General features: G+C 72.0%; 26 protein-coding genes. 21 read left to right on the top strand and 5 right to left on the bottom strand.

Annotated elements, in window-relative coordinates; translation table 11 throughout:
* Window positions 1–28 precede the first annotated feature (28 nt).
* The 5 genes from AC07DU_RS05285 (at window position 29) to glmM (ending at window position 5,708) form a co-directional block, all read left to right on the top strand.
* On the top strand, window positions 29–1,657 hold the full coding sequence (locus AC07DU_RS05285; RefSeq protein WP_453372627.1) for an ABC-F family ATP-binding cassette domain-containing protein: 1,629 nt from the start codon (window positions 29–31) through the stop codon (window positions 1,655–1,657).
* A gap of 26 nt (window positions 1,658–1,683) precedes the next feature.
* The gene (locus tag AC07DU_RS05280; protein ID WP_479026336.1) at window positions 1,684–2,970 is read left to right on the top strand and encodes a glycosyltransferase family 87 protein; all 1,287 of its coding nucleotides are present in this window, start codon (window positions 1,684–1,686) and stop codon (window positions 2,968–2,970) included.
* Window positions 2,971–3,205: 235 nt separating this feature from the next.
* Window positions 3,206–3,649: a 50S ribosomal protein L13 gene (gene rplM, locus AC07DU_RS05275; RefSeq protein ID WP_073912858.1), complete on the top strand. Its 444-nt coding sequence runs from the start codon at window positions 3,206–3,208 to the stop codon at window positions 3,647–3,649.
* Window positions 3,650–3,691: 42 nt separating this feature from the next.
* Window positions 3,692–4,213, top strand: a complete 522-nt coding sequence (rpsI, locus tag AC07DU_RS05270) for a 30S ribosomal protein S9 (protein ID WP_150258789.1) — start codon at window positions 3,692–3,694, stop codon at window positions 4,211–4,213.
* A gap of 136 nt (window positions 4,214–4,349) precedes the next feature.
* Complete coding sequence (glmM, locus tag AC07DU_RS05265; RefSeq protein WP_360891013.1) at window positions 4,350–5,708, top strand: phosphoglucosamine mutase; 1,359 nt, start codon at window positions 4,350–4,352, stop codon at window positions 5,706–5,708.
* A 19-nt stretch (window positions 5,709–5,727) separates the two neighbouring features.
* Here glmM and AC07DU_RS05260 read toward each other — a convergent pair whose 3' ends face one another.
* The gene (locus tag AC07DU_RS05260; RefSeq protein ID WP_453372624.1) at window positions 5,728–6,684 is read right to left on the bottom strand and encodes a DUF389 domain-containing protein; all 957 of its coding nucleotides are present in this window, start codon (window positions 6,682–6,684) and stop codon (window positions 5,728–5,730) included.
* Between the two features lie 41 nt (window positions 6,685–6,725).
* On the bottom strand, window positions 6,726–7,775 hold the full coding sequence (gene coaA / locus AC07DU_RS05255; RefSeq protein WP_360891019.1) for a type I pantothenate kinase: 1,050 nt from the start codon (window positions 7,773–7,775) through the stop codon (window positions 6,726–6,728).
* 300 nt (window positions 7,776–8,075) lie between these two features.
* Between coaA and AC07DU_RS05250 the strand changes: the two genes are divergently transcribed.
* The 8 genes from AC07DU_RS05250 (at window position 8,076) to AC07DU_RS05215 (ending at window position 16,157) form a co-directional block, all read left to right on the top strand.
* Window positions 8,076–8,849, top strand: a complete 774-nt coding sequence (locus AC07DU_RS05250) for a hypothetical protein (RefSeq protein WP_479109692.1) — start codon at window positions 8,076–8,078, stop codon at window positions 8,847–8,849.
* Between the two features lie 119 nt (window positions 8,850–8,968).
* A complete protein-coding gene (glmS, locus tag AC07DU_RS05245; protein ID WP_479109690.1) occupies window positions 8,969–10,816 on the top strand; it encodes a glutamine--fructose-6-phosphate transaminase (isomerizing) in 1,848 nt (615 codons plus the stop codon).
* Window positions 10,817–10,838: 22 nt separating this feature from the next.
* On the top strand, window positions 10,839–11,207 hold the full coding sequence (locus AC07DU_RS05240; RefSeq protein ID WP_360891028.1) for a holo-ACP synthase: 369 nt from the start codon (window positions 10,839–10,841) through the stop codon (window positions 11,205–11,207).
* Between the two features lie 8 nt (window positions 11,208–11,215).
* Window positions 11,216–12,619 carry an NAD(P)H-hydrate dehydratase gene (locus tag AC07DU_RS05235; RefSeq protein ID WP_479109688.1) on the top strand — a complete coding sequence of 468 codons (1,404 nt, stop codon included), beginning with the start codon at window positions 11,216–11,218 and terminating at the stop codon, window positions 12,617–12,619.
* A 345-nt stretch (window positions 12,620–12,964) separates the two neighbouring features.
* Window positions 12,965–14,101, top strand: a complete 1,137-nt coding sequence (gene alr / locus AC07DU_RS05230) for an alanine racemase (protein ID WP_360891034.1) — start codon at window positions 12,965–12,967, stop codon at window positions 14,099–14,101.
* Complete coding sequence (locus AC07DU_RS05225; protein ID WP_479109686.1) at window positions 14,046–15,317, top strand: alpha/beta fold hydrolase; 1,272 nt, start codon at window positions 14,046–14,048, stop codon at window positions 15,315–15,317. Before alr ends, AC07DU_RS05225 begins: the two co-directional genes overlap by 56 nt.
* Window positions 15,265–15,843 (top strand): tRNA (adenosine(37)-N6)-threonylcarbamoyltransferase complex ATPase subunit type 1 TsaE, encoded by a 579-nt coding sequence (gene tsaE / locus AC07DU_RS05220; RefSeq protein ID WP_479109684.1) that lies wholly within the window; start codon window positions 15,265–15,267, stop codon window positions 15,841–15,843. Before AC07DU_RS05225 ends, tsaE begins: the two co-directional genes overlap by 53 nt.
* Before the next feature lie 116 nt (window positions 15,844–15,959).
* The gene (locus AC07DU_RS05215; RefSeq protein WP_453372619.1) at window positions 15,960–16,157 is read left to right on the top strand and encodes a hypothetical protein; all 198 of its coding nucleotides are present in this window, start codon (window positions 15,960–15,962) and stop codon (window positions 16,155–16,157) included.
* A gap of 69 nt (window positions 16,158–16,226) precedes the next feature.
* Here the strand turns inward: AC07DU_RS05215 and AC07DU_RS05210 are convergent, their stop codons facing one another.
* Window positions 16,227–16,784, bottom strand: coding sequence for a hypothetical protein (locus AC07DU_RS05210; RefSeq protein WP_360891045.1), 558 nt, complete (start codon window positions 16,782–16,784; stop codon window positions 16,227–16,229).
* A gap of 108 nt (window positions 16,785–16,892) precedes the next feature.
* Between AC07DU_RS05210 and tsaB the strand changes: the two genes are divergently transcribed.
* The 5 genes from tsaB to AC07DU_RS05185 are packed head-to-tail and all read left to right on the top strand — an operon-like array spanning window position 16,893 to window position 20,125.
* Window positions 16,893–17,555 (top strand): tRNA (adenosine(37)-N6)-threonylcarbamoyltransferase complex dimerization subunit type 1 TsaB, encoded by a 663-nt coding sequence (gene tsaB, locus AC07DU_RS05205; RefSeq protein WP_360891048.1) that lies wholly within the window; start codon window positions 16,893–16,895, stop codon window positions 17,553–17,555.
* A gap of 29 nt (window positions 17,556–17,584) precedes the next feature.
* Window positions 17,585–18,064, top strand: coding sequence for a ribosomal protein S18-alanine N-acetyltransferase (gene rimI, locus AC07DU_RS05200; RefSeq protein WP_360891187.1), 480 nt, complete (start codon window positions 17,585–17,587; stop codon window positions 18,062–18,064).
* The gene (tsaD, locus tag AC07DU_RS05195) at window positions 18,057–19,211 is read left to right on the top strand and encodes a tRNA (adenosine(37)-N6)-threonylcarbamoyltransferase complex transferase subunit TsaD (protein WP_360891051.1); all 1,155 of its coding nucleotides are present in this window, start codon (window positions 18,057–18,059) and stop codon (window positions 19,209–19,211) included. The genes rimI and tsaD overlap by 8 nt, the downstream gene beginning before the upstream one ends.
* A complete protein-coding gene (locus AC07DU_RS05190; RefSeq protein ID WP_453372616.1) occupies window positions 19,208–19,480 on the top strand; it encodes a hypothetical protein in 273 nt (90 codons plus the stop codon). The genes tsaD and AC07DU_RS05190 overlap by 4 nt, the downstream gene beginning before the upstream one ends.
* A 27-nt stretch (window positions 19,481–19,507) precedes the next feature.
* Window positions 19,508–20,125 carry a hypothetical protein gene (locus tag AC07DU_RS05185; protein ID WP_479026359.1) on the top strand — a complete coding sequence of 206 codons (618 nt, stop codon included), beginning with the start codon at window positions 19,508–19,510 and terminating at the stop codon, window positions 20,123–20,125.
* A 33-nt stretch (window positions 20,126–20,158) separates the two neighbouring features.
* On the opposite strand, the gene AC07DU_RS05180 is transcribed toward AC07DU_RS05185, so the two are convergent.
* Window positions 20,159–21,346, bottom strand: coding sequence for a THUMP-like domain-containing protein (locus AC07DU_RS05180; protein WP_360891057.1), 1,188 nt, complete (start codon window positions 21,344–21,346; stop codon window positions 20,159–20,161).
* 122 nt (window positions 21,347–21,468) lie between these two features.
* Here AC07DU_RS05180 and AC07DU_RS05175 point away from each other — a divergent pair, with 122 nt between their 5' ends.
* Window positions 21,469–22,422 carry a polysaccharide deacetylase family protein gene (locus AC07DU_RS05175; RefSeq protein WP_479109682.1) on the top strand — a complete coding sequence of 318 codons (954 nt, stop codon included), beginning with the start codon at window positions 21,469–21,471 and terminating at the stop codon, window positions 22,420–22,422.
* Window positions 22,419–23,330 carry a polysaccharide deacetylase family protein gene (locus AC07DU_RS05170; RefSeq protein WP_360891060.1) on the top strand — a complete coding sequence of 304 codons (912 nt, stop codon included), beginning with the start codon at window positions 22,419–22,421 and terminating at the stop codon, window positions 23,328–23,330. The genes AC07DU_RS05175 and AC07DU_RS05170 overlap by 4 nt, the downstream gene beginning before the upstream one ends.
* On the opposite strand, the gene AC07DU_RS05165 is transcribed toward AC07DU_RS05170, so the two are convergent.
* The gene (locus tag AC07DU_RS05165; protein ID WP_479109680.1) at window positions 23,321–24,751 is read right to left on the bottom strand and encodes an FtsW/RodA/SpoVE family cell cycle protein; all 1,431 of its coding nucleotides are present in this window, start codon (window positions 24,749–24,751) and stop codon (window positions 23,321–23,323) included. The genes AC07DU_RS05170 and AC07DU_RS05165 overlap by 10 nt on opposite strands.
* A gap of 331 nt (window positions 24,752–25,082) precedes the next feature.
* Between AC07DU_RS05165 and groES the strand changes: the two genes are divergently transcribed.
* On the top strand, window positions 25,083–25,391 hold the full coding sequence (groES, locus tag AC07DU_RS05160; RefSeq protein ID WP_360891066.1) for a co-chaperone GroES: 309 nt from the start codon (window positions 25,083–25,085) through the stop codon (window positions 25,389–25,391).
* Window positions 25,392–25,502 lie beyond the last annotated feature (111 nt).

Here is a 25,502-nt window from a genome sequence, read left to right as displayed (position 1 = left end):
TTGGGCGGATCGGCCGCGGACCTGGACAATGCCCGGCATGGGACATCTCGAAGCCAGCCACCTGGAGTACTACCTTCCCGACGGGCGGGTCCTGCTCCCTGACGTCTCCTTCCGGGTGGGGGAGGGGTCGGTCGTCGCCCTGGTCGGGGCGAACGGGGCGGGCAAGACCACCCTGCTGAAGATGATCTCCGGCGAGCTCCAGCCGCACGGGGGCGCCGTCACCGTGAGCGGCGGGCTCGGCGTCATGTCGCAGTTCGTGGGCTCGGTGCGCGACGAGACGACCGTGCGCGACCTGCTCGTGTCGGTGGCGCAGCCGCGGATCCGGGAGGCGGCCAAGGCCGTGGACCGGGCCGAGCACCTGATCCTGACGGTCGACGACGAGGCCGCGCAGATGGCGTACGCGCAGGCGCTCAGCGACTGGGCCGACGTCCAGGGGTACGAGGCGGAGACCCTGTGGGACGTCTGCACCATGGCCGCGCTGGCCATCCCGTACGACTCGGCGCAGTTCCGCGAGGTGCGCACGCTGTCGGGCGGTGAGCAGAAGCGGCTGGTCCTGGAGGCGCTGCTGCGCGGGCCGGACGAGGTGCTGCTGCTCGACGAGCCGGACAACTACCTCGACGTCCCGGGCAAGCGGTGGCTGGAGGAGCAGTTGAAGGCCACCCGCAAGACCGTGCTGTTCGTGTCGCACGACCGGGAACTGCTGTCCCGGGCCGCCGAGAAGATCATCAGCCTGGAGCCGAGCCCGATGGGCACGGACGTGTGGGTGCACGGCGCGGGCTTCGACACCTACCACCAGGCCCGCAAGGAGCGCTTCGCCCGCTTCGAGGAGCTGAAGCGGCGCTGGGACGAGGAGCACGCCCGGCTCAAGGCCCTGGTGCTGCGGCTGCGCAACCAGGCCGCGAGCAGCCCCGACATGGCCTCGCGCTACAAGGCGATGCAGACCCGCTTCCAGAAGTTCGAGGAGGCCGGCCCGCCGCCGGAGCCGCCGCGCGAGCAGGACATCAGGATGCGGCTGAAGGGCGGGCGTACCGGAGTGCGCGCGCTCACCGTGGAGAACCTGGAGCTCACCGGCCTGATGAAGCCCTTCTCGCTGGAGGTCTTCTACGGCGAGCGGGTCGCGGTGCTCGGCTCGAACGGTTCGGGCAAGTCGCACTTCCTGCGGCTGCTGGCGGGCGAGGACGTCAAGCACACCGGCACCTGGAAGCTGGGCGCCCGCGTGGTCCCCGGCCACTTCGCGCAGACGCACGCCCATCCGGAGCTCTTCGGGCGCACCCTCGTCGACATCCTGTGGACGGAGGCCGCCAAGCCCCTGGGCGCGGCGATGGGCGTGCTGCGCCGGTACGAGCTGGAGCGCCAGGGCGAGCAGCCGTTCGAGAAGCTCTCGGGCGGCCAGCAGGCGCGGTTCCAGATCCTCCTGCTGGAGCTGGCCGGCACCACGGCGCTGCTGCTGGACGAGCCGACGGACAACCTGGACCTGGAATCGGCGGAGGCGCTCCAGGACGGCCTGGAGGCGTACGAGGGCACTGTGCTGTGCGTCACGCACGACCGCTGGTTCGCCCGCACATTTGACCGCTACCTGGTCTTCGGTTCGGACGGTGTTGTGCGGGAGACTCAGGAACCCGTCTGGGACGAACGTAGAGTCGAGCGCAAACGCTAGGACCGAAGGACCGAAGGAGAGGCGACGTGGGCCTGAGGCCTGGCATCTGGCTCATGAAGCAGGAGGACACCGGCTCCGGATCAGGGGACCGGCTGGTCCAGTGGCTGCTGCGGCCGGCCTCACGGCCCTGGCAGGTCGTCTCCCTCGCGGTGCTCCTCGGGGTCTGCGTCTCCACGAGCCTGCGGGCGAACTGGGGCTCGGACAACGCCTTCGTGGTCAAGGCCGCGCAGACGCTGCTGGCCGGCGGGTCGCCGTACGAGGACAAGCGCTTCCTGTACCTCCCCAGCGCCGTGATCATGGCGATTCCGGAGGCGCTGCTGCCGCGCGGGGTACTGCGGTGGCTGCTGCCGGTCGGGATGTCGGGGATGCTGGGCATCGGCTGGCTGGCCGCGCTGCGGATGTTCGCGGTGCCGCTGCGCTCCCGCTTCGCCTTCGGCGGTTTCGCGGTGTTCGCCCTCGCCTACAAGCCGTACGTGAACCTGGTGCTGATCGGCAACTGGACCGCGATCTCGGCGGCCGCGCTGCCGGTGGCGCTGCTGCTCGCGCAGCGGCGCTCGTGGGTCGCGGCCGGCGTGGTGGTCGGGGTGGCGATCGCGTGCAAGCCGATGCTGGTGCCGATCGGGCTGCTCTTCCTCATCGCCCGGCAGTGGCGGGGCCTGGCCGCGGCCGTGCTGGTGCCGCTGGGGCTGTCGCTGGCCGGTGCGCTGGTGATGCCGAGCCCGATGCTGTTCTTCACCAAGACCCTGCCCTTCCTGTTCCAGGGGCAGGACGCGTACGCGCTGCCCTGGGACGCCTCGCCGATCGCGGTGCTGCCGCGGCTGGGGGTGCCGGAGCCGCTGGCCGTGCTGGTCGCCTTCGCGGGGGCCGGGGCGGGGCTGTGGGCGGCCTGGACGCGGTGGCGGCGCGCGGACGACGCCGATGGGGGCGAGCTGCGGCTCGTGGAGACGGCCTGCATGGTGATGCTCGCCGCATTCCTGGTCTCCCGGCCGTCCTTCGACCACTACCTGCTGGTGGTGCTGCCGCTGCTGCTGGCCTCGGCGGTGCGAGCCGGTTCGATGCCGCGCTCGCCCTGGTTCTGGCTGGCCCTGACGCCCCAGGTGGCCCTGATCCCGTGGCCTGCGGAGCTGGCCCACAAGCGGCGCGCGTTCAAGGACTGCGCCACCCTGTGCGGGCTCGCGATTGTGCTGGCGCGTCGTGCGCGGCGTTCCGCTCGGGTTACCCTGGATCCAGTAACAACTGCGGGGTCCCCACCCAGGACCGAACCGGAGTGCGCCGCGACGCCAGCAGAATCGGCATCGCGGACCGCGTTTTGACCCGTACGGGTCCTCTTGGGTACTCTGCTGGTTTGTTATGCGTATTGGCTTTCTCATTCTCACGTGAAAGGGCCTTACGCCGGTCCACCGGGCCGATGACCAGCGGTTCACACGGGTTGCGTCCCCGTTGTGAAGTAAGGGCTGTCGTGATCGTCCGTGGTGACCCTGTCAGGACCCTTCCCCGGGGCTCGCGCCCCATGGGATGACCCACCACTGAAGAAGCGAAGGCATACGCGTGCGTACGTTCAGCCCCAAGCCCGGCGACATCTCGCGCCAGTGGCTCGTCATCGACGCCCAGGACGTTGTCCTCGGCCGTCTGGCGACCCAGGCCGCTGCCCTCCTGCGGGGTAAGCACAAGCCGACTTACGCCCCCCACATGGACATGGGCGACTTCGTCATCATCGTCAACGCCGACAAGGTTCACCTGTCCGGCAACAAGGCGACCCAGAAGATGGCTTACCGCCACTCCGGTTACCCGGGCGGTCTCCGTTCCGTGCGCTACGACGACCTCCTCGCGAACAACCCGGAGAAGGCCGTCGAGAAGGCCATCAAGGGCATGCTCCCCAAGAACACCCTGGGCCGTCAGATGCTCTCGAAGCTGAAGGTCTACTCGGGCGACCAGCACCCCCACGCTGCCCAGCAGCCGGTGCCGTTCGAGATCACCCAGGTCGCGCAGTAGTTCCGGCCACCCCCTAAGACGTAGAAAATTCTGAGGAGCATCGTGGCCGAGACCACCGCCGAGACGACCCCCGTCGACGAGTTCGAGGGCAACGTCGAGGAGTACACCAGCGAGTCTGAGGTCGTCGTCGAGGGCGACTACACCTCCGAGTCCCTTGCCGGTCGCTTCGGCGACCCCCAGCCGGCCGCCGGCCTGGGCCGTCGCAAGAACGCCATCGCCCGCGTCCGGATCGTTCCGGGCACCGGCAAGTGGAAGATCAACGGTCGCACCCTTGAGGACTACTTCCCCAACAAGGTGCACCAGCAGGAAGTCAACGAGCCCTTCAAGCTCCTGGAGCTTGACGGCCGCTACGACGTCATCGCCCGCATCTCGGGTGGCGGCGTGTCCGGCCAGGCCGGCGCCCTGCGCCTCGGTGTGGCCCGTGCGCTGAACGAGGCGGACGTGGACAACAACCGCCCGGCGCTGAAGAAGGCCGGCTTCCTCTCCCGCGACGACCGTGCGGTCGAGCGCAAGAAGGCCGGTCTCAAGAAGGCCCGTAAGGCTCCGCAGTACAGCAAGCGTTAATCTGCGCCTGCTGTTCTGCAACGAAACCGCCCCGGCAGCACTCTCTGTGCTGCCGGGGCGGTTCGTTTACCGCCACAAGCGGCACATACATGTCACAAGCGGTCACAAGCGAAGCGCAACACTCGGGAGGACAACAGTGGGACGACTCTTCGGGACGGACGGTGTACGCGGCGTCGCCAACGCGGATCTGACGGCGGAGCTCGCGCTCGGCCTCTCCGTGGCGGCTGCCCACGTACTGGCCGAGGCGGGCACCTTCGCGGGCCACCGGGCGACCGCCGTGGTCGGCCGGGATCCCCGCGCCTCCGGCGAATTCCTGGAAGCCGCGGTCGTGGCCGGCCTCGCGAGCGCGGGCGTGGACGTCCTGCGCGTCGGTGTGCTGCCCACCCCCGCGGTGGCGTATCTCACCGGTGCGCTGGGTGCCGACCTCGGCGTGATGCTCTCGGCCAGCCACAACGCCATGCCCGACAACGGCATCAAGTTCTTCGCGCGCGGCGGCCACAAGCTCGCCGACGAGCTGGAGGACCGCATCGAGTCCGTCTACCAGGAGCACCGCACCGGCGCTCCCTGGGACCGGCCCACCGGCGCGGGCGTCGGCCGGGTCTCCGACTACACCGAGGGCTCGGAGAAGTACGTCGCCCACCTGATCAGCGCGCTGCCCAACCGCATCGACGGCCTGAAGATCGTCCTGGACGAGGCGCACGGCGCGGCCGCGTACGTGTCGCCCGAGGCCTTCGCCCGGGCCGGTGCGGAGATCGTCACCATCGGCGCCGAGCCCGACGGCCTGAACATCAACGACGGCTGCGGTTCCACCCACCTGGACCTGCTCAAGGCCGCCGTCGTCGAGCACGGCGCCGACTTCGGCATCGCCCACGACGGTGACGCGGACCGCTGCCTGGCCGTGGACGGCACCGGCGCGGAGGTCGACGGCGACCAGATCCTCGCGGTGCTGGCGCTGGCCATGCGCGAGGCCGGGCAGCTGCGCGAGAACACCGTGGTCGGCACCGTGATGTCGAACCTGGGCTTCAAGCTGGCCATGGAGGGCGAGGGCATCCAGGTCGTGCAGACCGGGGTCGGCGACCGGTACGTGCTGGAGTCGATGAAGGAGCACGGCTACGCGCTGGGCGGCGAGCAGTCCGGTCACGTGATCATCCTCGACCACGCGACGACCGGGGACGGCACGCTCACCGGCCTGCTGCTGGCGGCGCGCGTCGCGGCCACCGGCCGGTCGCTCGCCGAGCTGGCGGGCGTCATGCAGCGGCTGCCCCAGGTGCTGATCAACGTTCCCGACGTGGACAAGTCCCGCGTCACCACCTCGGCCGAGCTGGCCGCGGCCGTGACCGACGCCGAACGCGAGCTGGGCGGCACCGGCCGGGTGCTGCTGCGTTCCTCCGGTACGGAGCCGCTCGTACGGGTGATGGTCGAGGCCGCCGACATCGAGCAGGCCCGCGCGATCGCCGGGCGGCTCGCGGACGTCGTGAAGTCGGCGCTCGGCTAGACCCCCTCCTCGCCACCGTTCAGCCCCGTGGCGCACCCGGCTTCCGGATCATCCGGTCGTGCTGGGTGCGCCACAGCAGTTTCCAGGCGATGAGGGTGAGCGTCCCGGAGAGGATGATGCCGCCCAGGTTGACCGCCAGCTGGACGGCCGAGCCCCACATCTGGGCGAAGTCCCCGTAGCCGAGCGCCACGGCGGCGTTGGCGCCCGCCGGGACGGTGGTGACGGAGATCGCCACGCCGACCAGCGCCCCGGCCTTCGCCGACGTCAGCGACAGCATGCCGGCCACCCCGGCGAGCAGCGCCACGACGAAGGAGAACGGGTCCGGCTGCCAGATGAAGCTGGTGTTCGGCCGGGGGTCGTCGAGCATGCCCTCGTGGAAGAGGTCGAGCGCGTCCATCCCGAGGCTGAAGACCGTCGTCGCCACGATCGCCGCCGTGAAGCCGACCACCAGCGCCACCAGGGAACGGCCGGCGAGCCTCGGCCGGCGCTGGACCAGACCCGTGCAGATGCCGGCGAGCGGGCCGAACTCCGGGCCGACCGCCATGGCGCCCACGATCAGGATCGCGTTGTCGAGGACCACGCCGCACGCCGCGATCATCGTCGCCAGGATCATGAAGGCGCTGTAGGTGATCGTGAGGGTGGACTCCTCGTGGGTCGCCTCGGCGAGCTGCTCCCAGACCACCGCGTCGGCGGCCTCGCCCGGTGCCTCTTCCTCCGCGGCGTCGGCGCGCCGGGAGATCGACAGGTCGATGTTCTCGACGGCGATCGAGCCGGTCTTGTCGATGCCGAGCGTGCGCATCTCCTGGAGGAGCTCGTCCGCCGCCTCGCGGGCGACGTCGCACAGCACGAGGTCGCCCTCGGGATCGCGCGCCGCGCCGGGCAGCACGACCAGGTGGGTGGTCCCGACCGTTTGGTCGATCAGCTCCACCACCCGGTCCGTGAGGTGGTGCGGGGTGATCATCCGCAGATGCAGCATGCCCGCACCATAGCCACTGGCGGGCCGCCGGGGCCCCGTCCCTACAGCTTGCGCAGGCTCAGTTTCTGCACCTTGTGGTCCGGACCCTTGCGCACGACGAGGGTGGCGCGGCCACGGGTGGGCGCCACGTTCTCCAGGAGGTTGGGCTTGTTGATGGTCCGCCACATCGTCTGCGCGTACTCCATGGCCTCCTCCTCGGAGACCTGGGTGTACTTGCGGAAGTAGGAGAAGGGATTCTGGAACGCGGTCGCGCGCAGTTTCCGGAAGCGGCCCAGGTACCAGCGCTCGATGTCCTCGGGGCGCGCGTCCACGTACACGCTGAAGTCGAAGTAGTCGGCGAGCGCGACGCGGGTGCGGCCGTCCGTCCCGGGGAGCGCCGGCTGGAGCACGTTGAGGCCCTCGACGATCAGGATGTCCGGGCGGCGTACGACGAGCTCCTCGCCCGGCACGATGTCGTAGATCAGGTGCGAGTAGACCGGGGCCCGGACCTCGTCCTTGCCGGCCTTGATGTCGGCGACGAAGCGGGTGAGCGCGCGGCGGTCGTAGGACTCGGGGAAGCCCTTGCGGGAGGTGAGCCCGCGGCGCTGGAGCTCCTTCATCGGGTAGAGGAACCCGTCGGTGGTGACCAGTTCCACACGCGGGTGCTCGGGCCAGCGGGCGAGCAGCGCCTGGAGCAGTCGCGCCACGGTGGACTTGCCGACGGCGACCGATCCGGCGACCCCTATGACGAAGGGGGTGCCCTGCTGGGCGCCGTGGCCGTTGCCCGCGTCGCCGAGGAAGGTGTTGAGGGTGCCGCGCAGGTTGCTCGTGGCGCCGACGTAGAGGTTCAGGAGGCGGGAGAGCGGCAGGTAGACGTCGCGGACCTCGTCGAGGTCGATGACGTCACCGAGCCCGCGCAGCCGCTCCACCTCCTCGGCGGTCAGCGGCAGCGGGGTGCGCTCGCGCAGAGCGCTCCACTCGGCGCGCGTGAGGTCGACGTACGGCGAGGCATCGGGACTGCGGCGGGGGGCGGGGCGCGCGGGGTGCCCGTCCCCGCCGGTGCGCTCCGTTGCGTCGTCCGGCGTGCTGCCTCGTGGCGGCGAAGTGATCACACCGCCATTGTCGGCGTTCGGGGGCGGTTGTGGGTGGTGTGGTCGGTCACGTGGGGAGCGCCCCGGCCCCCTGTCGGCCACGGCCTGGCCGGTACGGGAGCGGTTGTACGGTGGTCGGTTTCGATTGGAGGCTCTTGAGGTCTCACCCCGGTCACGATTCGCCCCGGGCGCGGGCGGAGGCGAGCTGATGATCCATCTGCCCGTACATTGTTTCGATCACCGCGGTTCAGACCTGCGCCCCGTTCCGGGGGTGCCGTCCGGGCTGCCCTGCTGCTTTTCGCTCCATGGGGGAGATCTTTCGTGCGTACCGCTCTTGTCCGTCGTGCCGTCCTGACCGCGTCCGCGGTGTCCCTGTCCCTGCTGGCCACCGCGTGCGGCTCCGACAAGGCCGACACGAAGGCGGACGCCAAGGCGTCCGCCCCGGCGACCTCCGCGGCCCCGGCCGCCAAGGGGAAGACCGCCGCCGAGCTGACCCCGCTGCTGGTCACCCAGGCGGAGCTGCCGGACTTCAAGGTGGAGCCGGACGAGGCGGCCGCCGCGGCCGCCAAGGGCCCGGCCGCCGAGAGCGACAAGCCCGAGTGCAAGCCGCTGGTCCAGCTCCAGTCGTACGTGGCGCAGGGCAAGCCCGTCGGCACCGCGCAGGTGGCCGCCACCTCCAAGCCGAAGCCGGCCGCCGAGGGCGCCACCACGGAGGAGAAGGTGGAGGCGGCCTTGAAGGGCTTCAGCGTGACGCGGACCTCGGTCGCCCTGAACTCCTACGACGGCAAGGGCGCCGAGGAGGCCTTCACCGCGCTGAAGACCGCGGCCACGGCCTGCGCCGGCGGCTACACGGTCAGCGCCGAGGGCGAGAAGACCAAGATCGAGAAGGTCTCGCCCGGCGCCCCGGCCGCGGGCGGCGACGAGTCCCTCACCTTCGCCCTGGTCCTGGACCTGAAGGAAGGCGACAAGGCCACCTGGCAGTACGCGGTGGTGCGCAAGGGCGGCACGCTGGCCACCTTCAGCAGCATGAACCTCACCGGTGACGCCGAGCAGCCGAAGCCGGTCATCGAGGCTCAGGTCAAGAAGCTCGGCTAAGGCTCCCGAGGACCTGTTCGAACGGTCCGTCAAACCCGCTCCGGCGCATTCACCGGGGCGGGTTTTTCGTCTTGTTCAGGTACGGGGCAGACGGCCGGCCACGGCGTACGCTGCCGCCTATGTGCGGAATTGTGGGTTACGTGGGAGCGCAGTCGGCGCTCGATGTGGTCATCGCCGGACTCAAGAGGCTGGAGTACCGCGGCTACGACTCGGCCGGGGTCGCCGTGCTCGCGGACGGGGGCCTGGCCGCCGCCAAGAAGGCCGGAAAGCTCGTCAATCTGGAGAAGGAGCTGGTCGGTCACCCGCTGCCGGCCGGCTGCGCGGGGCTCGGGCACACCCGGTGGGCGACCCACGGCGGGCCCACCGACGTCAACGCCCACCCGCACCTCGACAACGCGGGGCGCGTGGCCGTCGTACACAACGGCATCATCGAGAACTTCGCCGCCCTGCGGGCCGAACTGACCGAGCGCGGTCACCTGCTGGAGTCCGAGACGGACACCGAGGTCGTGGCGCACCTGCTGGCCGAGGGGTTCGAGCGGACCCGTGACCTCGCGGCGGCCATGCGGCAGGTGTGCCGGCGGCTGCAAGGTGCCTTCACGCTGGTCGCGGTGCACGCCGACGCGCCGGACGTGGTGGTCGGCGCGCGCCGGAACTCGCCCCTGGTGGTGGGCGTTGGAGAGGGTGAGAACTTCCTCGCCTCGGACGTGGCCGCGTTCATCGCCCACACCCGGTCCGCGATCGAGCTGGGGCAGGACCAGGTCGTCGAGCTCCGCCGCGACGGGGTCTCGGTGACCAATTTCGACGGTTCGCCCGCGTCCGTGCGGGCGTACCACGTGGACTGGGACGCCTCGGCGGCCGAGAAGGGGGGTTATGACTACTTCATGCTCAAGGAGATCGCCGAGCAGCCGAAGGCTGTCGCCGACACCCTCCTGGGCAGGATCGACGCGAGCGGCTCGCTGACCCTGGACGAGGTGCGCATCCCCGTCTCGGTGCTCAGGGAGGTCGACAAGGTCGTGATCGTGGCGTGCGGTACGGCGTACCACGCGGGCATGATCGCGAAGCTGGCCATCGAGCACTGGACCCGCATCCCGTGCGAGACGGAGCTGGCGAGCGAGTTCCGCTACCGCGACCCGATCCTGGACCAGCGGACGCTGGTGGTCGCGATCTCGCAGTCCGGCGAGACCATGGACACCCTGATGGCGCTCCGGCACGCGCGCGAGCAGGGGGCCAAGGTGCTGGCCGTCTGCAATACGAACGGGTCGACGATCCCGCGCGAATCGGATGCCGTGCTCTACACGCACGCCGGTCCGGAGGTCGCCGTCGCCTCGACGAAGGCGTTCCTGACGCAGCTGGTGGCCTGCTACCTGGTCGCGCTGTACCTCGGGCAGGTCCGGGGCACGAAGTGGGGCGACGAGATCGAGGCGGTGATCCGCGAGCTGTCGGACATCGCCGCGGCGGTGGACACCGTACTGGAGACCATGGAGCCGGTACGGGAGTTGGCGCGTTCCCTCGCCGACAAGAACACCGTGCTGTTCCTGGGGCGGCACGTCGGGTACCCGGTGGCGCTGGAGGGTGCGCTCAAGCTCAAGGAGCTGGCGTACATGCACGCCGAGGGGTTCGCGGCGGGCGAGCTCAAGCACGGGCCGATCGCGCTGATCGAGAAGGACCTGCCGGTGGTGGTGGTCGTGCCGTCGCCGCGCGGCCGCTCGGTGCTCCACGACAAGATCGTGTCGAACATCCAGGAGATCCGGGCGCGCGGGGCGCGGACCATCGTGATCGCGGAGGAGGGCGACGAGGCCGTCGTCCCCTACGCCGACCACCTGATCCGGATCCCGGCCACTCCGACGCTGCTCCAGCCGCTGGTGGCGACGGTGCCGCTCCAGGTGTTCGCGTGCGAGCTGGCGACCGCCCGGGGCAACGAGGTGGACCAGCCGCGTAACCTCGCAAAGTCGGTGACCGTGGAGTGAGCGAGTAAGCGGGGCTGTTGTTGTGATTATCGGCGTCGGGATCGACGTGGCGGAGATCGAGCGGTTCGCAGCGGCGCTGGAGCGGACGCCGAACATGGCGCAGCGCCTTTTCCTGGACGCCGAGTTGACGCTGCCGAGCGGTGAGCGGCGCGGAATCGCCTCGCTCGCCGCCCGGTTCGCGGCCAAGGAGGCGCTGGCCAAGGCGCTCGGCGCGCCCGGCGGGCTGCTGTGGACCGACGCCGAGGTGTACGTGGAGGACTCCGGGCAACCGCGGCTGCGGGTGTCGGGGACGGTCGAGGCGCGGGCGCTCGCACTCGGCGTGAAGTCCTGGCACATCTCGCTGAGCCACGACGCCGGTGTGGCCTCCGCCGTCGTGATCGCCGAGGGTTAGGGGCCGTCATGCGTACTGCTCACAGCGTGGAGACCGTACGGGCCGCCGAGCGGGAGCTGATGGCCCGGCTGCCGGACGGCGCCCTGATGCAGCGGGCGGCGGCCGGGCTGGCCGCCGTCTGCGCGGGGCTGCTGGCGCGGCGGCGACGGGTGTACGGGGCGCGGGTGGTGCTGCTGGTCGGGCCCGGGGACAACGGCGGCGACGCGCTGTACGCGGGCGCGCGGCTGGCGCGGCGCGGGGCCGCGGTGACGGCGGTGGCGATGGACCCGGCGCGGATGCACGCGGGCGGGCTGGCCGCGCTGCGCGCCGCCGGGGGCCGGGTGGCGGACGCCGTTCCCGCCCGGGCGGACCTCGTCCTGGACGGGCTGCTCGGGATCGGCGGGCGGGGCGGGCTGCGGCCCGCGGCCGCCGCGCTCGTGGACCGGATCCCGGAGGGCGCCCTCGTGGTCGCGGTGGACCTGCCGAGCGGGGTGGACGCGGACACCGGGGAGGTCGCCGGAGCGGCCGTGACGGCCGACGTGACGGTGACCTTCGGGGCGTACAAGCCCGGTCTGCTGATCGACCCCGGCGCCTCGCGGGCGGGTGCGGTGCACCTCGTGGACATCGGGCTGGAGCTGCCGGCGCCGCAGGCGCAGGCCTTGCAGCACGCCGATGTGGCGGCGCTGCTGCCGCAGCCGACGGCGACGAGCGACAAGTACCGGCGGGGCGTCGTCGGGATCGTGGCCGGGTCCGCGCAGTACCCGGGCGCGGCGGTGCTGGCCGTGGCGGGAGCCCTGCGGGGCGGTGCGGGCGCGGTGCGGTACGTGGGCCCGGCGGCGGACGCGGTGCTGGCCCGTTTCCCGGAGACCCTGATCGGTCGGGGCCGGGTGCAGGCGTGGGTGGTCGGCCCGGGGCTGGGGGAGGGGCGGGCCGGGGAGGTCGCGAAGGTCCTGGCGGACCCGGACCCGGTCCCGGTGCTGGTCGATGCGGACGGGCTGCGCGGGCTGGACCCGGCGGTGCTGCGGGCCAGGACGGCCCCGACCCTGCTGACCCCGCACGCGGGGGAGGCGGCGGCGCTGCTGGGGGTGCCGCGGGAGTCGGTGGAGGCCGGGCGGCTGGCCGCCGCACGCGAGCTCGCCGGGCGGTACGGGGCGACGGTGCTGCTGAAGGGCTCGACGACGCTGGTCGCCTCCGGCGGGTCCCCTGTACGGGTGAACCCGACGGGGACGCCTTGGCTGGCGACCGCCGGGAGCGGGGACGTGCTGTCCGGGCTGGCGGGGTCTTTGTTGGCGGGCGGGCTGTCGGGGGCCGATGCCGGCTCGGTGGCGGCCTACCTGCACGGGCTGGCGGCCCGGCTGTGCGGGGGGCCGCTTCTGGCGCAGGACGTCGCCGCCGCGTTGCCCCGGGCCTGGCGGGACGTCCGCCGGCCGTGAGGGGCCGGCGCGCCGCCGCTGCCGTTGCCGGGGGCGCTGCCCCCGGGCCCCCGCGCCTCAAACGCCGGCGGGGCTCAGTTTGGCCTCGTTGCAGCCGAGCCTGTGCGTTGTGGGGGGCGGGGAGCGGTGCCCCTCCGGGGTGTCTCCACTCCCCTCTGCCACGGTTTCGCTTCCAAGGCCTGGCCCCCAGCACGTCCGACGCCTTGGCCGAGCAGAATCCAGCCCCGCCGGCGATTGAGGCGCGGGGTCCGGGGCGGAGCCCCGTAGCAGCGGCGCCGCAGGCGGGACGACACCCCAGCGCCAAGCCCCGCAGGGGCCACGGCGGGGTCTGAGAGACTGGGGGCGATGAACGAGACACCGACGCGCGTGTACGCCGAGATCGACCTTGACGCCGTGCGGGAGAACGTGCGCGCGTTGCGCGAGCGGGCGCCGCGGGCCCAGTTGATGGCCGTGGTCAAGTCGAACGCCTACGGGCACGGGGCTTTGGCGTGCGCCAAGGCCGCCCAGGAGGCCGGTGCCACCTGGCTCGGGACCGCCACGCCCGAAGAGGCGCTCGCGCTGCGCGCCGCCGGGGTCGGGGGGCGGATCATGTGCTGGCTCTGGACCCCCGGCGGGCCCTGGCGGGAGGCCGTGGAAGCCGACGTCGACGTGTCCGTCAGCGGAATGTGGGCCCTGGACGAGGTACGGCAGGCCGCACGCGCCGCCGGGCGCACCGCCCGCATCCAGCTCAAGGCCGACACCGGCCTCGGCCGCAACGGCTGCCAGCCCGCCGACTGGGAGGCACTGGTCGGGGCGGCCGTCGCCGCGCAGGCCGAGGGGACCGTCCGGGTCACCGGCGTCTGGTCGCACTTCGCCTGCGCCGACGAGCCCGGCCACCCCTCCATCCAGCTCCAGCTGGCCGCCTTCCGCGACATGCTCGCCCACGCCGAGAAGGAGGGCGTCGAGCCCGAGGTCCGGCACATCGCGAACTCGCCCGCCACCCTCACGCTCCCCGAGTCCCACTTCGACCTGGTGCGCTGCGGCCTGGCGGTCTACGGGGTGTCGCCCGCGCCCGAGCTCGGCACCCCCGCCCAGCTCGGCCTGCGGCCCGCCATGACCCTCAAGGCCTCCCTGGCGCTGGTCAAGACCGTCCCGGCCGGGCACGGCGTCAGCTACGGGCACCACTACGTCACCGACGCCGAGACGACCCTCGCACTGGTCCCGGCCGGTTACGCCGACGGCATCCCGCGGCACGCGTCCGGCGCCGGCCCCGTGCTCGTCGGCGGCAAGCTCCGCCACGTCGCCGGGCGCGTCGCCATGGACCAGTTCGTGGTCGACTTGGGCACGGACCACGCCCGCGTCGGCGACGAAGCCGTCATCTTCGGGGACGCCGAGCGCGGCGAACCCACCGCCGAGGACTGGGCACGGGCGGCGGGCACGATCGCGTATGAGATCGTCACCCGTATCGGTGTACGCGTGCCCCGGGTGTACCTGGGCGGCTGAGCGGAGTGAGGGCGGCGGCGTGAGCGAGAACTGGCGCAGGGCCGGCTGGGCGGGCGCCGCCATCGGCGTGATCGCCGCGGGCGCGGCGGCCGGCGTCGCGGTCGAGCGGATCACCGTCGGGCGCGGCATGCGCATGAGGGCGCGCCTCGCACTCGACGCCGCCGGGGACTACGGGTCCCTGCGCGGGGCGGCGGGAACCTGCCGGGCCGAGGACGCCACCGAGCTCCACTACGAGGTCGACGAGCTCCCCGAGGAGCAGCAGCGGCCCCGTGCGCGGCTGCGGCGCAAGGCCGCCGAACCCCCGGTCACCGTCGTCTTCTGCCACGGCTACTGCCTGTCCCAGGACGCCTGGCACTTCCAGCGCGCCGCGCTGCGCGGACAGGTCCGGGCGGTCTACTGGGACCAGCGCAGCCACGGCCGCAGCGCCCGCGGCCTCGCCCAGGCGGACGGCGAGCCGGTGACCATCGAGCAGCTCGGCCGCGACCTCAAGGCCGTCATCGACGCCGCCGCGCCCGAGGGGCCCCTGGTGCTGGTGGGTCACTCGATGGGCGGAATGACCATCATGGGATTCGCCGAGCAGTTCCCGGAGCTGGTCCGGGAGCGCGTGCTCGGCGTGGCGCTGATCGGCACCTCCAGCGGCCGCCTCGGCGAGGTGACGTACGGGCTGCCCGCCATGAGCGTGGGCGCCGTGCGCAAGCTCCTGCCGGGTGTGCTCAAGGCGCTGGGGTCCCAGGTGGAGCTGGTGGAGAAGGGCCGCCGGGCCACCGCGGACCTGTTCGCCGGCATGATCAAGATGTACTCGTTCGGCTCCCGGGACGTCGATCCGGGCGTCACGCGCTTCGCGGAGCGGCTCATCGAGGCCACGCCGATCGACGTGGTCGCCGAGTTCTTCCCGGTCTTCCAGACGCACGACAAGACCGCTGCCCTGCGGCTGTTCGCGGACGTCCCGGTGACCGTCATCGCGGGGGACAAGGACATGATCACCCCGCCCGGGCACAGCGCGGCCATCAAGGAGGCGCTGCCGGGCGCCGAGCTGGTGATCCTGGAGTCCACCGGGCACCTGATGATGCTGGAGCGACCGGAGACGGTGACGCGCCTGCTCACCGGGCTGCTGGCACACACCGGCGCCGTCCCGCTCCCCGCACCGACTAACGTTGGCGGGCATGGAAGAAGTACCGCTGGAAGCACAGCGCAGCCAGGCAGCACCGGCACCTGAGGCAGGGGCGCGGCCCGAGGGCGCGCAGACCCGGATCACCGTCGATTCCCCGGACGCGATGCAGGAGTTGGGCCGCCGGATCGCCGGCCTGCTGCGGCCCGGCGACCTCGTCCTGCTGACCGGTGAGCTGGGCGCGGGCAAGACCACGCTCACCCGCGGCCTGGGCGAGGGCCTGGGCGTGCGCGGGGCCGTGACCTCGCCGACCTTCGTGATCGCCCGCGTACACCCGTCGCTGACCGGTGGGCCGGCGCTGGTGCACGTGGACGCGTACCGCCTGGGCGGCGGGCTGGAGGAGATGGAGGACCTGGACCTCGACGTCTCGCTGCCCGAGTCCGTGGTCGTCGTCGAGTGGGGCGACGGCAAGGTGGAGGAGCTCTCCGACGACCGCCTGCACGTGGTGATCGCCCGTGCGGTCGGCCACGAGGAGGTGCTGGACGACGTCCGGGAGGTCTCGGTGCACGGCATCGGGGCGCGCTGGGGCGCCGGCGCCGGGCTGGACGCGCTGGCCGGGGCCCTCTCGGAGTAAACGTACCGACAACTCGTCGGCAACATATTGCGCTGCTGGTAGCGCTCGTGATGACATGGTACCGAGAGTTTCTTAGGTATGCCTAAGTACGGTGTCCCCCGGTCCAGGAGGCAGCCATGTCGGCACCAGCAGGAGCCCCGCGCGATCCCCGCCCGTCCGCCGTCTCCATGCGGACGCTGCTCGCCGCCGGCATGGCCGCCACCGCCGTCTCCACGCCGCCGGCGCGTGCGGAGGCGGGGGACGCGGGCGGGGACGGGGCCGGAGCGGGGGACGGCGTACGCGAAGAGGCCGCTGCGGGTTCCGAAGCGGCCTGAGGCGCACACGTACGGGTGAAACCGCCGGGGCGTCCGATGTCCGGCGCCCCCGGGTGCCCGCCGGGTCCGTCAGGGGACGACGATGACCCGCGAACTGATCGTCGCGAAGGCCCACATCGCGTCGCCGTCGGCCCGCGTCATGCGGATGCCGCCGGTCTTCTTGCTCGGGTCGGGCTCCGGCGTCGTGCCGTCCGCCCGGGCGCTGAAGCCGATCGCCACGCCCTCCGCGCTGGCGAACCGTACGACGTGCTCGATCGGCACCCCGTCCGAGCCGGTGACCGAGCCCGAGCGCGAACCGACCGTGTAAGTGCCCGGCTTCGGGTGGACCGTGCTCGGCATCACCGTGAAGGACTTCGGCTCCTGCCCCTCCGCGCCCACCAGCCACACCCGCTTCTGGCCCACCGAGTACACGACGCGCACCCCGGTGCCGGAGCCCGCAGGCACGGGCACCGGCTTCGTCGGCTCCTGCTTGGCGGCGGACGGGCTCGGGGCGGGGGCCGCGCCCTGCGCGGGCACCTTCGGGGGATGGGCGGGGGCCGTCGCGGAGGCCTGGTAGCCGAGGAAGCCGACGGCGGCGATTGCCGCGGCGGTGAGCCCGGCCACGATTCCCGAGCTGCTGCGTGCCACCTTGCTCCACCTCTCCGACCGGACCGACACCTGGGTCGAAAGGTAGCAGCCGGGCCGCCGTTCGACCGGCCGCGAGGCCCCGGTCCCCAGGAGTCGTAGGCTGTTCGCGTGCTCTTGCTCGCTGTAGATACCGCCACGCCCGCCGTCACCGTCGCCCTGCACGACGGCGAGTCCGTCCTCGCCGAGTCCGGCCAGGTCGACGCCCGCCGCCACGGGGAGCTGCTGCTGCCCTCCGTGGACAAGGTGCTCGCCGCCGCCGGGCTGAAGCTCGACGCCGTCACCGGCATCGTCGTCGGGGTCGGCCCCGGCCCCTACACCGGTCTGCGCGTCGGCCTCGTCACGGCCTCCACCTTCGCCGCCGTCCTGGGCGTGCCCGTGCACGGCCTGTGCACGCTCGACGGCCTCGCCTACGCCGCGGGCGCCGCCGGCATCGAGGGCCCCTTCACCGTCGCCACCGACGCACGGCGCAAGGAGGTCTACTGGGCGCGCTACGAGGACCCGCGCACGCGCGTCGGCGAGCCCGCCGTGGACCGCCCGGCCGACATCGCCGAACAGGTCGCCGGGATGCCCGCGGTGGGCCAGGGCGCGGTCCTGTACCCGGACGTCTTCACGGACGCGCGGGGCCCCGAGCACCAGTCCGCCGCCGCCCTGGCCGCCCTGGCCGCTGAACGGCTGGCGGCCGGGGAGGAGTTCCTCGCGCCGGTCCCGCTCTACTTGCGCCGTCCCGACGCGCAGGTGCCCAAGAACTACAAGGTGGTCACCCCACAGTGACAGCCACCCCTGCCGTCGTCCTGCGCGAGATGCGCTGGTGGGACATCGGGCCCGTGCTGGAGCTGGAGCACGAGCTGTTCCCCGAGGACGCCTGGTCCGCCGGGATGTTCTGGTCCGAGCTGGCCCACGCCCGCGGCCCGCGGGCCACGCGCAGGTACGTCGTCGCGCAGGACGCGGCCGGCCGCCTGGTGGGCTACGCCGGGCTGGCGGCCGCCGGCGACCTGGCCGACGTACAGACCATCGCGGCCGCCCGCGACCAGTGGGGGACCGGGCTCGGCGCCCGGCTCCTGACCGACCTGCTGCGCGCCGCCACCGCCTTCGAATGCGCCGAGGTGCTGCTGGAGGTGCGGGTGGACAACACCCGCGCCCAGAAGCTCTACGAGCGCTTCGGCTTCGAGCCCATCGGCTTCCGGCGCGGCTACTACCAGCCCGGCAACGTCGACGCGCTCGTCATGCGACTGACCGACCCCGCACAAGCACGAACTGAGAGCAGTGAGAGCAATGGCTGACGAACCGCTCGTCCTCGGCATCGAGACGTCCTGCGACGAGACCGGCGTCGGCGTCGTCCGCGGCACCACCCTGCTCGCGGACGCGGTCGCGTCGAGCGTCGACGAGCACGCGCGCTTCGGCGGTGTCGTGCCCGAGGTGGCCTCGCGCGCCCACCTGGAGGCGATGGTCCCGACCATCGAGCGCGCCCTGAAGCAGGCCGGGGTCAGCGCCCGTGACCTCGACGGCATCGCGGTCACGGCCGGCCCGGGCCTCGCGGGGGCGCTGCTGGTGGGCGTCTCGGCGGCCAAGGCGTACGCCTACGCCCTGGGCAAGCCGCTGTACGGGGTGAACCACCTGGCCTCGCACATCTGTGTGGACCAGCTGGAGCACGGGCCGCTGCCGGAGCCGACCATGGCGCTGCTGGTGTCCGGCGGGCACTCCTCGCTGCTGCTGGCACCGGACATCACCTCCGACGTACGGCCGCTCGGCGCGACCATCGACGACGCGGCGGGCGAGGCCTTCGACAAGATCGCGCGCGTGCTGCAGCTGGGCTTCCCCGGCGGTCCGGTCATCGACCGGCTCGCGCGCGAGGGAGACCCGAAGGCGATCGCCTTCCCGCGCGGGCTGACCGGGCCGCGCGACCCGGCGTACGACTTCTCCTTCTCCGGGCTCAAGACGGCCGTCGCCCGCTGGATCGAGGCGAAGCGGAGCGCGGGCGAGGAGGTGCCGGTGCGCGACGTGGCGGCGTCCTTCCAGGAGGCCGTGGTGGACGTTCTGACGCGCAAGGCCATCCGCGCCTGCAAGGACGAGGGCGTGGACCACCTGATGATCGGCGGCGGCGTGGCGGCCAACTCCCGGCTGCGCTCGCTGGCGCAGGAGCGGTGCGACGACGCCGGGATCATCCTGCGGGTGCCGCGGCCGGGGCTGTGCACCGACAACGGCGCGATGGTGGCGGCGCTGGGTGCGGAGATGGTCAAGCGCAACCGCGCGGCCTCCGACTGGGACCTGTCGGCGGACTCCTCGCTGCCGGTCACGGACCCGCACGTGCCGGGCGCCCACGCGCACTCCCACGACCCCGGCCAGGAGCACGCCCACGGGCACGGGCACGGCCACTCCCACGACCACGATCACGTGCACGAGCTGAGCAAGGACAACCTGTACTCGTGAGCACCGTCGCGCTGATGTGGGAGGCCCGGGCGGTCTCCGGCCGGGGCAACGAGCTGCTGGAGTGGGCCCGGGCCCAGGTCCTCGCCCGCGAACCGGTGCGCCGCGAGGTGTTCCGGGCCCCGCAGGACCGGGTGCTGGTCGTCACCTGGTGGGAGGCGGCCGAAGGGGTGGCCGCGGACCTCCCCGAACTGCCCGAACCGGAGCCCGACCTGATCACGCGGGCGGTGCACCGCTGGCGGTTCGAGTCGGTGGAGGTCGACGGGGGCTGACCCGACGCCGCGGCTATGGTCATGTGCATGCCCCGCCGTGACCTGCCCCCTCCGCCGCCTCCCGCGCACCTGCTCGCCCGTCTGGACCGGGACACCGTACGGGCCGACCGCGCGCGCTTCCTGCGCGAGCTCGGCCGACGCAGCCTGGGCATCGGGGGGTTGCTGCTGCTCTGGGCCGTCTCGGCGGTCTTCGCCCTGGGCTGGAGCTTCGTCGGCATGGGCTGGCTGGCCTTCGAGACCCACGACGGGCTCTCCCTCGCCCTCGGGTACCTCTGCGCCACGCTCGGCGCCGGCGTACTGGTTCCGGCCGGGTTCTGGTTCGCCTGGCTGGCCCGCAGGGACCGCCAGGTGCGCGGGCTGCTGCGCGCCTGGGCCGGGGTGTACCGGGATGCGGCCGCCGACGCCCGGTTGCGCGCGCCGTGGCGGAGCCTGACCTGGCTGCTGGCCTCCCTGGCCCTGGCCGCGGCGGGACTGGGGCTGAGCTTCTGGATCGCCTCGTCGGCCCGCCCGGGCAGCGAGACGTACGGCGAGGTCGGGTACCTCGTGGGCCTGGGCATGATCTTGTGGATCACCGGCCTGCTGGGCGCCGCCAAGGCGGCGGCGCACTTCCGCTGGGCCGTACGGGCCTTCCCGCGCGCGGGGTAGCCCGGCGCGGGGCCCGTCAGGTCACTCCCCGGCTCACTCCCCGGCGTCGCCGCCGGCGGGTCGTCCGATCAGCATCGAGGGGGCGCCCGCCACCCGGGTCAGGAAGACGGTCGCGGAGTGCGGCCCCTGCGGTTTCACCTTCCTGCGCAGCTCCTCCGGCTCGATCGCGGAGCCGCGCTTCTTCACCGTCAGGACGCCCACCCCGCGCTCGCGCAGCAGCGCCTTCAGCTTCTTCAGGCCGAAGGGCAGCACGTCGGTGATCTCGTACGCGGTCGCGTACGGCGTCGCCCGCAGCTCGTCCGCGGTGATGTAGGCGATCGTCGGGTCGATCAGCCGGCCGTCCAGCTGCTCGGCGACCTCCGCGACCAGGTGCGCCCGGATCACGGCGCCGTCGGGCTCGTAGAGCCAGCGACCCACCGGACCGGCCTGCGGGTCGGGCAGCGGAGCGGTGGTGCGCAGGGCGCGCGGCCCGGGCAGGAGGGTGGCGCGCACGGTCCCGGGCGCGGTCCCGAACCAGAGCACGGCCTCCTTGACGTCCCCGTGGTCGGAGATCCACTCGGCCTCGGCCCCGTCCGGAACGGCCTCGTGCGGGATCCCGGGGGCGATCTTGATGGCGGCGTGCTTCGCCGTACGGGCGCTCTCCACGGCCCAGGACAGCGGCGGGGAGTACGACTCCGGATCGAAGATCCTCCCGCGCCCACCGCGCCGGGCCGGGTCGATGAAGACGGCGTCGTAGCCGGAGGTGTCCACCTGCGTCACATCCGCCTCCTTGACCTCGATCAGGTCCGCCAGGCCCAGGGCCTCGGCGTTGGCCCGTGCGACGGCGACGGTCAGCGGGTCGTGGTCCACCGCGAGCACCCGGATGCCCAGCCGTGCCAGCGCGAGGGCGTCTCCGCCGATGCCGCAGCACAGGTCCGCGACGCTGCGTACGCCGAGGTCCGCGAGCCGCCGGGCGCGGTACGAGGCCACGGAGGCGCGGGTGGCCATCTCGCCGCCGCCGGGCGTGAAGTACATCCGGAAGGCGTCCTGCGGGCCGAACTTCGCCACCGCGCGCTGCCGCAGCCGGGCCTGGCCGAGCGCGGCGGAGACCAGCCCGGCGGGGTGCTCGCGGCGCAGCCGGGTGGCCACGGCCAGCTCCTGCGCGGGGTCGTAGTCGCGCAGCGAGTCCAGGAGGGCGCGGCCCTCGGGGGTGAGGAGGGCGGCGAAGTCTTCGGGGGTCACGGGTCCATTGTCGGCGACGGGGCGACGGGGCGACGGGCGCTGTGGGCCACTCGAAGGAAGGTGGGGGCCCTCTCGCGGTGTCTTCCGGGGCGCCGGTGTGTCGGGTGCCAGGATGCGCAACTATGCAGCTAGTAGGACAAAAGCAAGATAATGCGCAACAAGGTCACCGGTACGCGGCGGGTCCGCGCGGCCGGTTCGGGGTGGCCCTGGCCGCCCTGTTGGTCGCGGCCCTCGGGACGGCGTGCGGCTCCGGAGGGTCCGCGACGCCCGACAAGGCGCAGAAGGCGAAGGCCGGCAAGGGCGCGGAGGCGGCCGGCGCGGCCGGCGCGCTCAGCGCCGCCGAGAAGGCCAAGGCGGCCCAGCAGGCGCGCATCGCCGCGGCGAAGAAGTGGGGCCTGGCCAAGGTCCCGCTCACCGCCCCGGCGGCGCCGAAGCACAAGCCCCAGATCACGACCCGCGACGGCTTCGAGGTGGAGGACCAGGAGGAGTACCCGCCGGTCTTCACCACCATCCCCACGGAGGACAAGGTCGTCTTCCTGACGATCGACGACGGGTCCGAGAAGGATCCCGAGTTCCTGAGGATGATGCGGGAACTGAAGATCCCGTACACGGCCTTCCTCAGCGACTACCTCGTCAAGGACAACTACCAGTACTTCAAGGACATGCAGGCCGCGGGCGTCACGCTGAACAACCACACGCTCAACCACCGCTACATGCCGGGCCTTTCGTACGAGAAGCAGCGCCAGGAGATCTGCGGCCAGCAGGACACCATCCAGAAGCAGTTCGGCAAGCGGCCGACCCTCTTCCGGCCGCCGTACGGCAACTACAACCAGGACACGCTGCGCGCGGCGAAGTCCTGCGGGATCAAGGCGGTTCCGCTGTGGAACGCCGAGGCGTTCACGAACCGGATGGACTACCGGGAGTGGGACCGCGATCTGCACCCCGGTGACATCATCCTCACGCACTTCCGCGGCAAGGAGGACTGGAAGGGCACGATGCCTGACATGATCCGTCATGTCATGAAGACCGTCACGGACAAGGGGTATGCCGTGGCTCGCCTGGAGGACTATCTGTGAAGTGCGCGCGCCGGTTGGTAGCCGGAACGCTGGCGGCCGGCGTGCTCGCGCTGTCCCTGACGGGGTGCGGGGACAGTGTGGAGCCCATCGAGCGACTGGGCCGCAAGGCGTCCCAGGAACCCTCGGGGGCCAAGGACCCGAAGGATTCCAAGGATCCGAAGGGCGCCGCCACGCCGTCGGCGCCCGCGACGTCGCCGGGGGCCGGCTCCGCCTCCGACGAGGCGTACAGGAAGTGGGGCCTGACGGCCCCCCTCGCGTACGCGCCCAAGCCCGCCCAGAAGCCGCAGATACCGAAGGCGGCCCCGGGCAAGGTGCCGGTGATAGACCGAATACCCGTCCCGCCGCAGGACAAGGTCGTCTTCCTGACCTTCGACGACGGCGCGGAGAAGGACCCCGAGTTCCTGAAGATGGCGGCCGACCTGAAGCTGCCGATCAGCATGTTCCTGACGGACAGTGTGGCCTCGTCGGACTACGGGCACTTCGAGAAGCTCCGCGACAACGGCTCGGCGAGCACCGTGAACAACCACACGCTGACGCACCCGAACCTGCGGACCCTGTCCTACGAGGGGCAGAAGAAGGAGATATGCGGCCAGCAGGACCGCCTGGAGAAGCGCTTCGGCCAGCGCCCGCCGCTCTTCCGCCCGCCGTTCGGCAACTACAACGACGACACCCTCCGGGCAGCCTCGGAGTGCGGGGTCTCGTCCCTGGTCCTGTGGCGGGTCTCGATGCAGATCAACAACTTCCAGTACGCCCAGGGCTCCGCCCTCGCACCGGGCGACATCATCCTGGCCCACTTCCGCGGCCCGTCCGAGCTCAAGGGCTCGACGGAAACCCAGATGACGACCCGCATGCTCCAGCGCATCCAGGAACAGGGGTACCGGATAGGCCGCTTGGAGGACTACTTGTAAGGCGAGGCTCCCGCGACCGGAAGCCCCCCGACCGGAAGCCCCCCGACCCGAAGCCCCCCGACCGCCTCGCGGGTCTCCGCCTCGCGTTGGCGCTCCGCGCTGTCGCTGATGCGCAGGAGCAGGGCGATCATCACCCAGTTCGCCAGGAGCGAGGAGCCGCCCTTCGCCAGGAAGGGCAGGGCCTTGCCCGTCAGGGGGATCAGGCCGGTGACGCCGCCCGCGACCACGAAGACCTGGAGGGCCAGCGCCGAGGCCAGGCCCACCGCCAGCAGTTTGCCGAAGGGGTCGCGCGCGCCGAGCGCCATGCGCAGGCCCCGCTGCACGAGGAGCGCGTAGAGGATCAGGACGGCCATGACCCCGGCCAGGCCGAGCTCCTCGCCCACCGTGGTCAGGATGAAGTCGCTGCGCCCGGCGAAAGCGATCAGCTCGGGGTGGCCCAGGCCCAGGCCGGTGCCCGAGACGCCGCCCGTGCCGAAGCTGAACAGCGCCTGCGCCGACTGGTCCGAGGTGACCCCCGGCGGCCGCACCTCCCAGTAGTACGAGAGCGGGTTGAGCCACGCCGCCACGCGCGCCTTGACGTGCGGCTCCGTCGAGCCGACCACGAAGGCGCCCCCCGCGGCCATGAGCACGCCGCACACGATCCAGCTGGTGCGCTCGGTGGCCACGTACAGCATCACCACGAAGACGCCGAAGAAGATCAGTGACGTGCCGAGGTCGCGTTCGAAGACCAGCACCAGCATCGAGACGATCCACACGGTGACGATCGGGCCGAGCTGGCGCATCGGGGGCAGGCGCACGCCCAGGAACCTGCGGCCCGTCAGGGCCAGCGAGTCCCGGTGGACGACCAGGTATCCGGCGAAGAAGACCGCGATCATGATCTTCACGAACTCGCCGGGCTGGAGTGAGAAGCCGAAGAGTTTGATCCAGCGCTTGGCGCCGTAGGTGTCCGCGCCGAAGAAGGCCGGTGCGATCAGCAGCACCAGCGCGACGGCCATCGTGATGTAGATGAACCGTTGCAGCAGCCGGTGGTCGCGCAGCAGCGCCAGCACCAGGAGGCAGGCCGCGACCCCGACCACCGTCCACACCAGCTGTCCGGGGGCGTTCGCCTCCGAGTTGTAGCGCTCGATGTAGCCCTGGTCGAGACGGTGCAGGAGCACCAGCCCGAGCCCGGACAGCAGCATGGCGAGCGGGAAGATCAGCGGATCCGCGTGGGCGGCGAAGCGGCGCACGCCCAAGTGCCCGACCAGCGACAGCAGGGTCATGCTGACGGCGAAGCCCGCGAGGTTCGGCGGGAGCTCGTCGTTCATGGCGAGGCCGGCGCTGGCGTGGCCGAGGACGGCGATGGCGATGACGAAGGCCAGGAGCAGTGCCTCCGTGCGGCGTCGTGCGCCCGCCGACGTCAGCGGTTTCAGGCCGCGCACGGGATACCGGGTCCGATCTGCTCGGCTATCAGCCGCTTTATCTTCATATCATCTACGACGCCGACGCCCTCCCCGTGGTTCCTCCGGGGGACTATTTCGAACGTATGTACGTCGTTTTCGTCGGTTCACCGGCGCGATCCACGCAACGCCGACGGCGAGAATTGGCACTCCGCTTGACCGAGTGCTAATCGCCGGAATAGTGTCGCATCTGGCACTCGCCACTGGTGAGTGCCAACACAGCGACAGGCAGGTCCGGCACCCGCGACGACGGATCGACCTGGTCGCCACCTCAGACAGTTAACCCCGGATCTCCGAAGGGGGAGGTCGGATCGTGACGACCACCAGCTCCAAGGTTGCCATCAAGCCGCTCGAGGACCGCATTGTGGTCCAGCCGCTCGACGCCGAGCAGACCACGGCCTCTGGCCTGGTCATCCCGGACACCGCGAAGGAGAAGCCCCAGGAGGGCGTCGTCCTTGCGGTGGGCCCGGGCCGCTTCGAGGACGGCCAGCGTCTCCCGCTGGACGTCAACGTCGGCGACATCGTGCTGTACAGCAAGTACGGCGGCACCGAAGTGAAGTACAGCGGCGAGGAGTACCTCGTCCTCTCGGCCCGCGACGTGCTCGCGATCGTCGAGAAGTAAGTCACTTCTCCAGTTTTGCTTTGAGCTACGCCCCTGGTCACCCCTGCTGATGCCGGGCGGCGAGGGGCGTAGTTCGTTCTAGGCGGTCGCGGTGAGCGGCCGGGGATCGCA

Source organism: Streptomyces sp. NPDC045695, from assembly GCF_056432025.1.
This window is presented reverse-complemented; position numbering and strand designations above follow the sequence as displayed.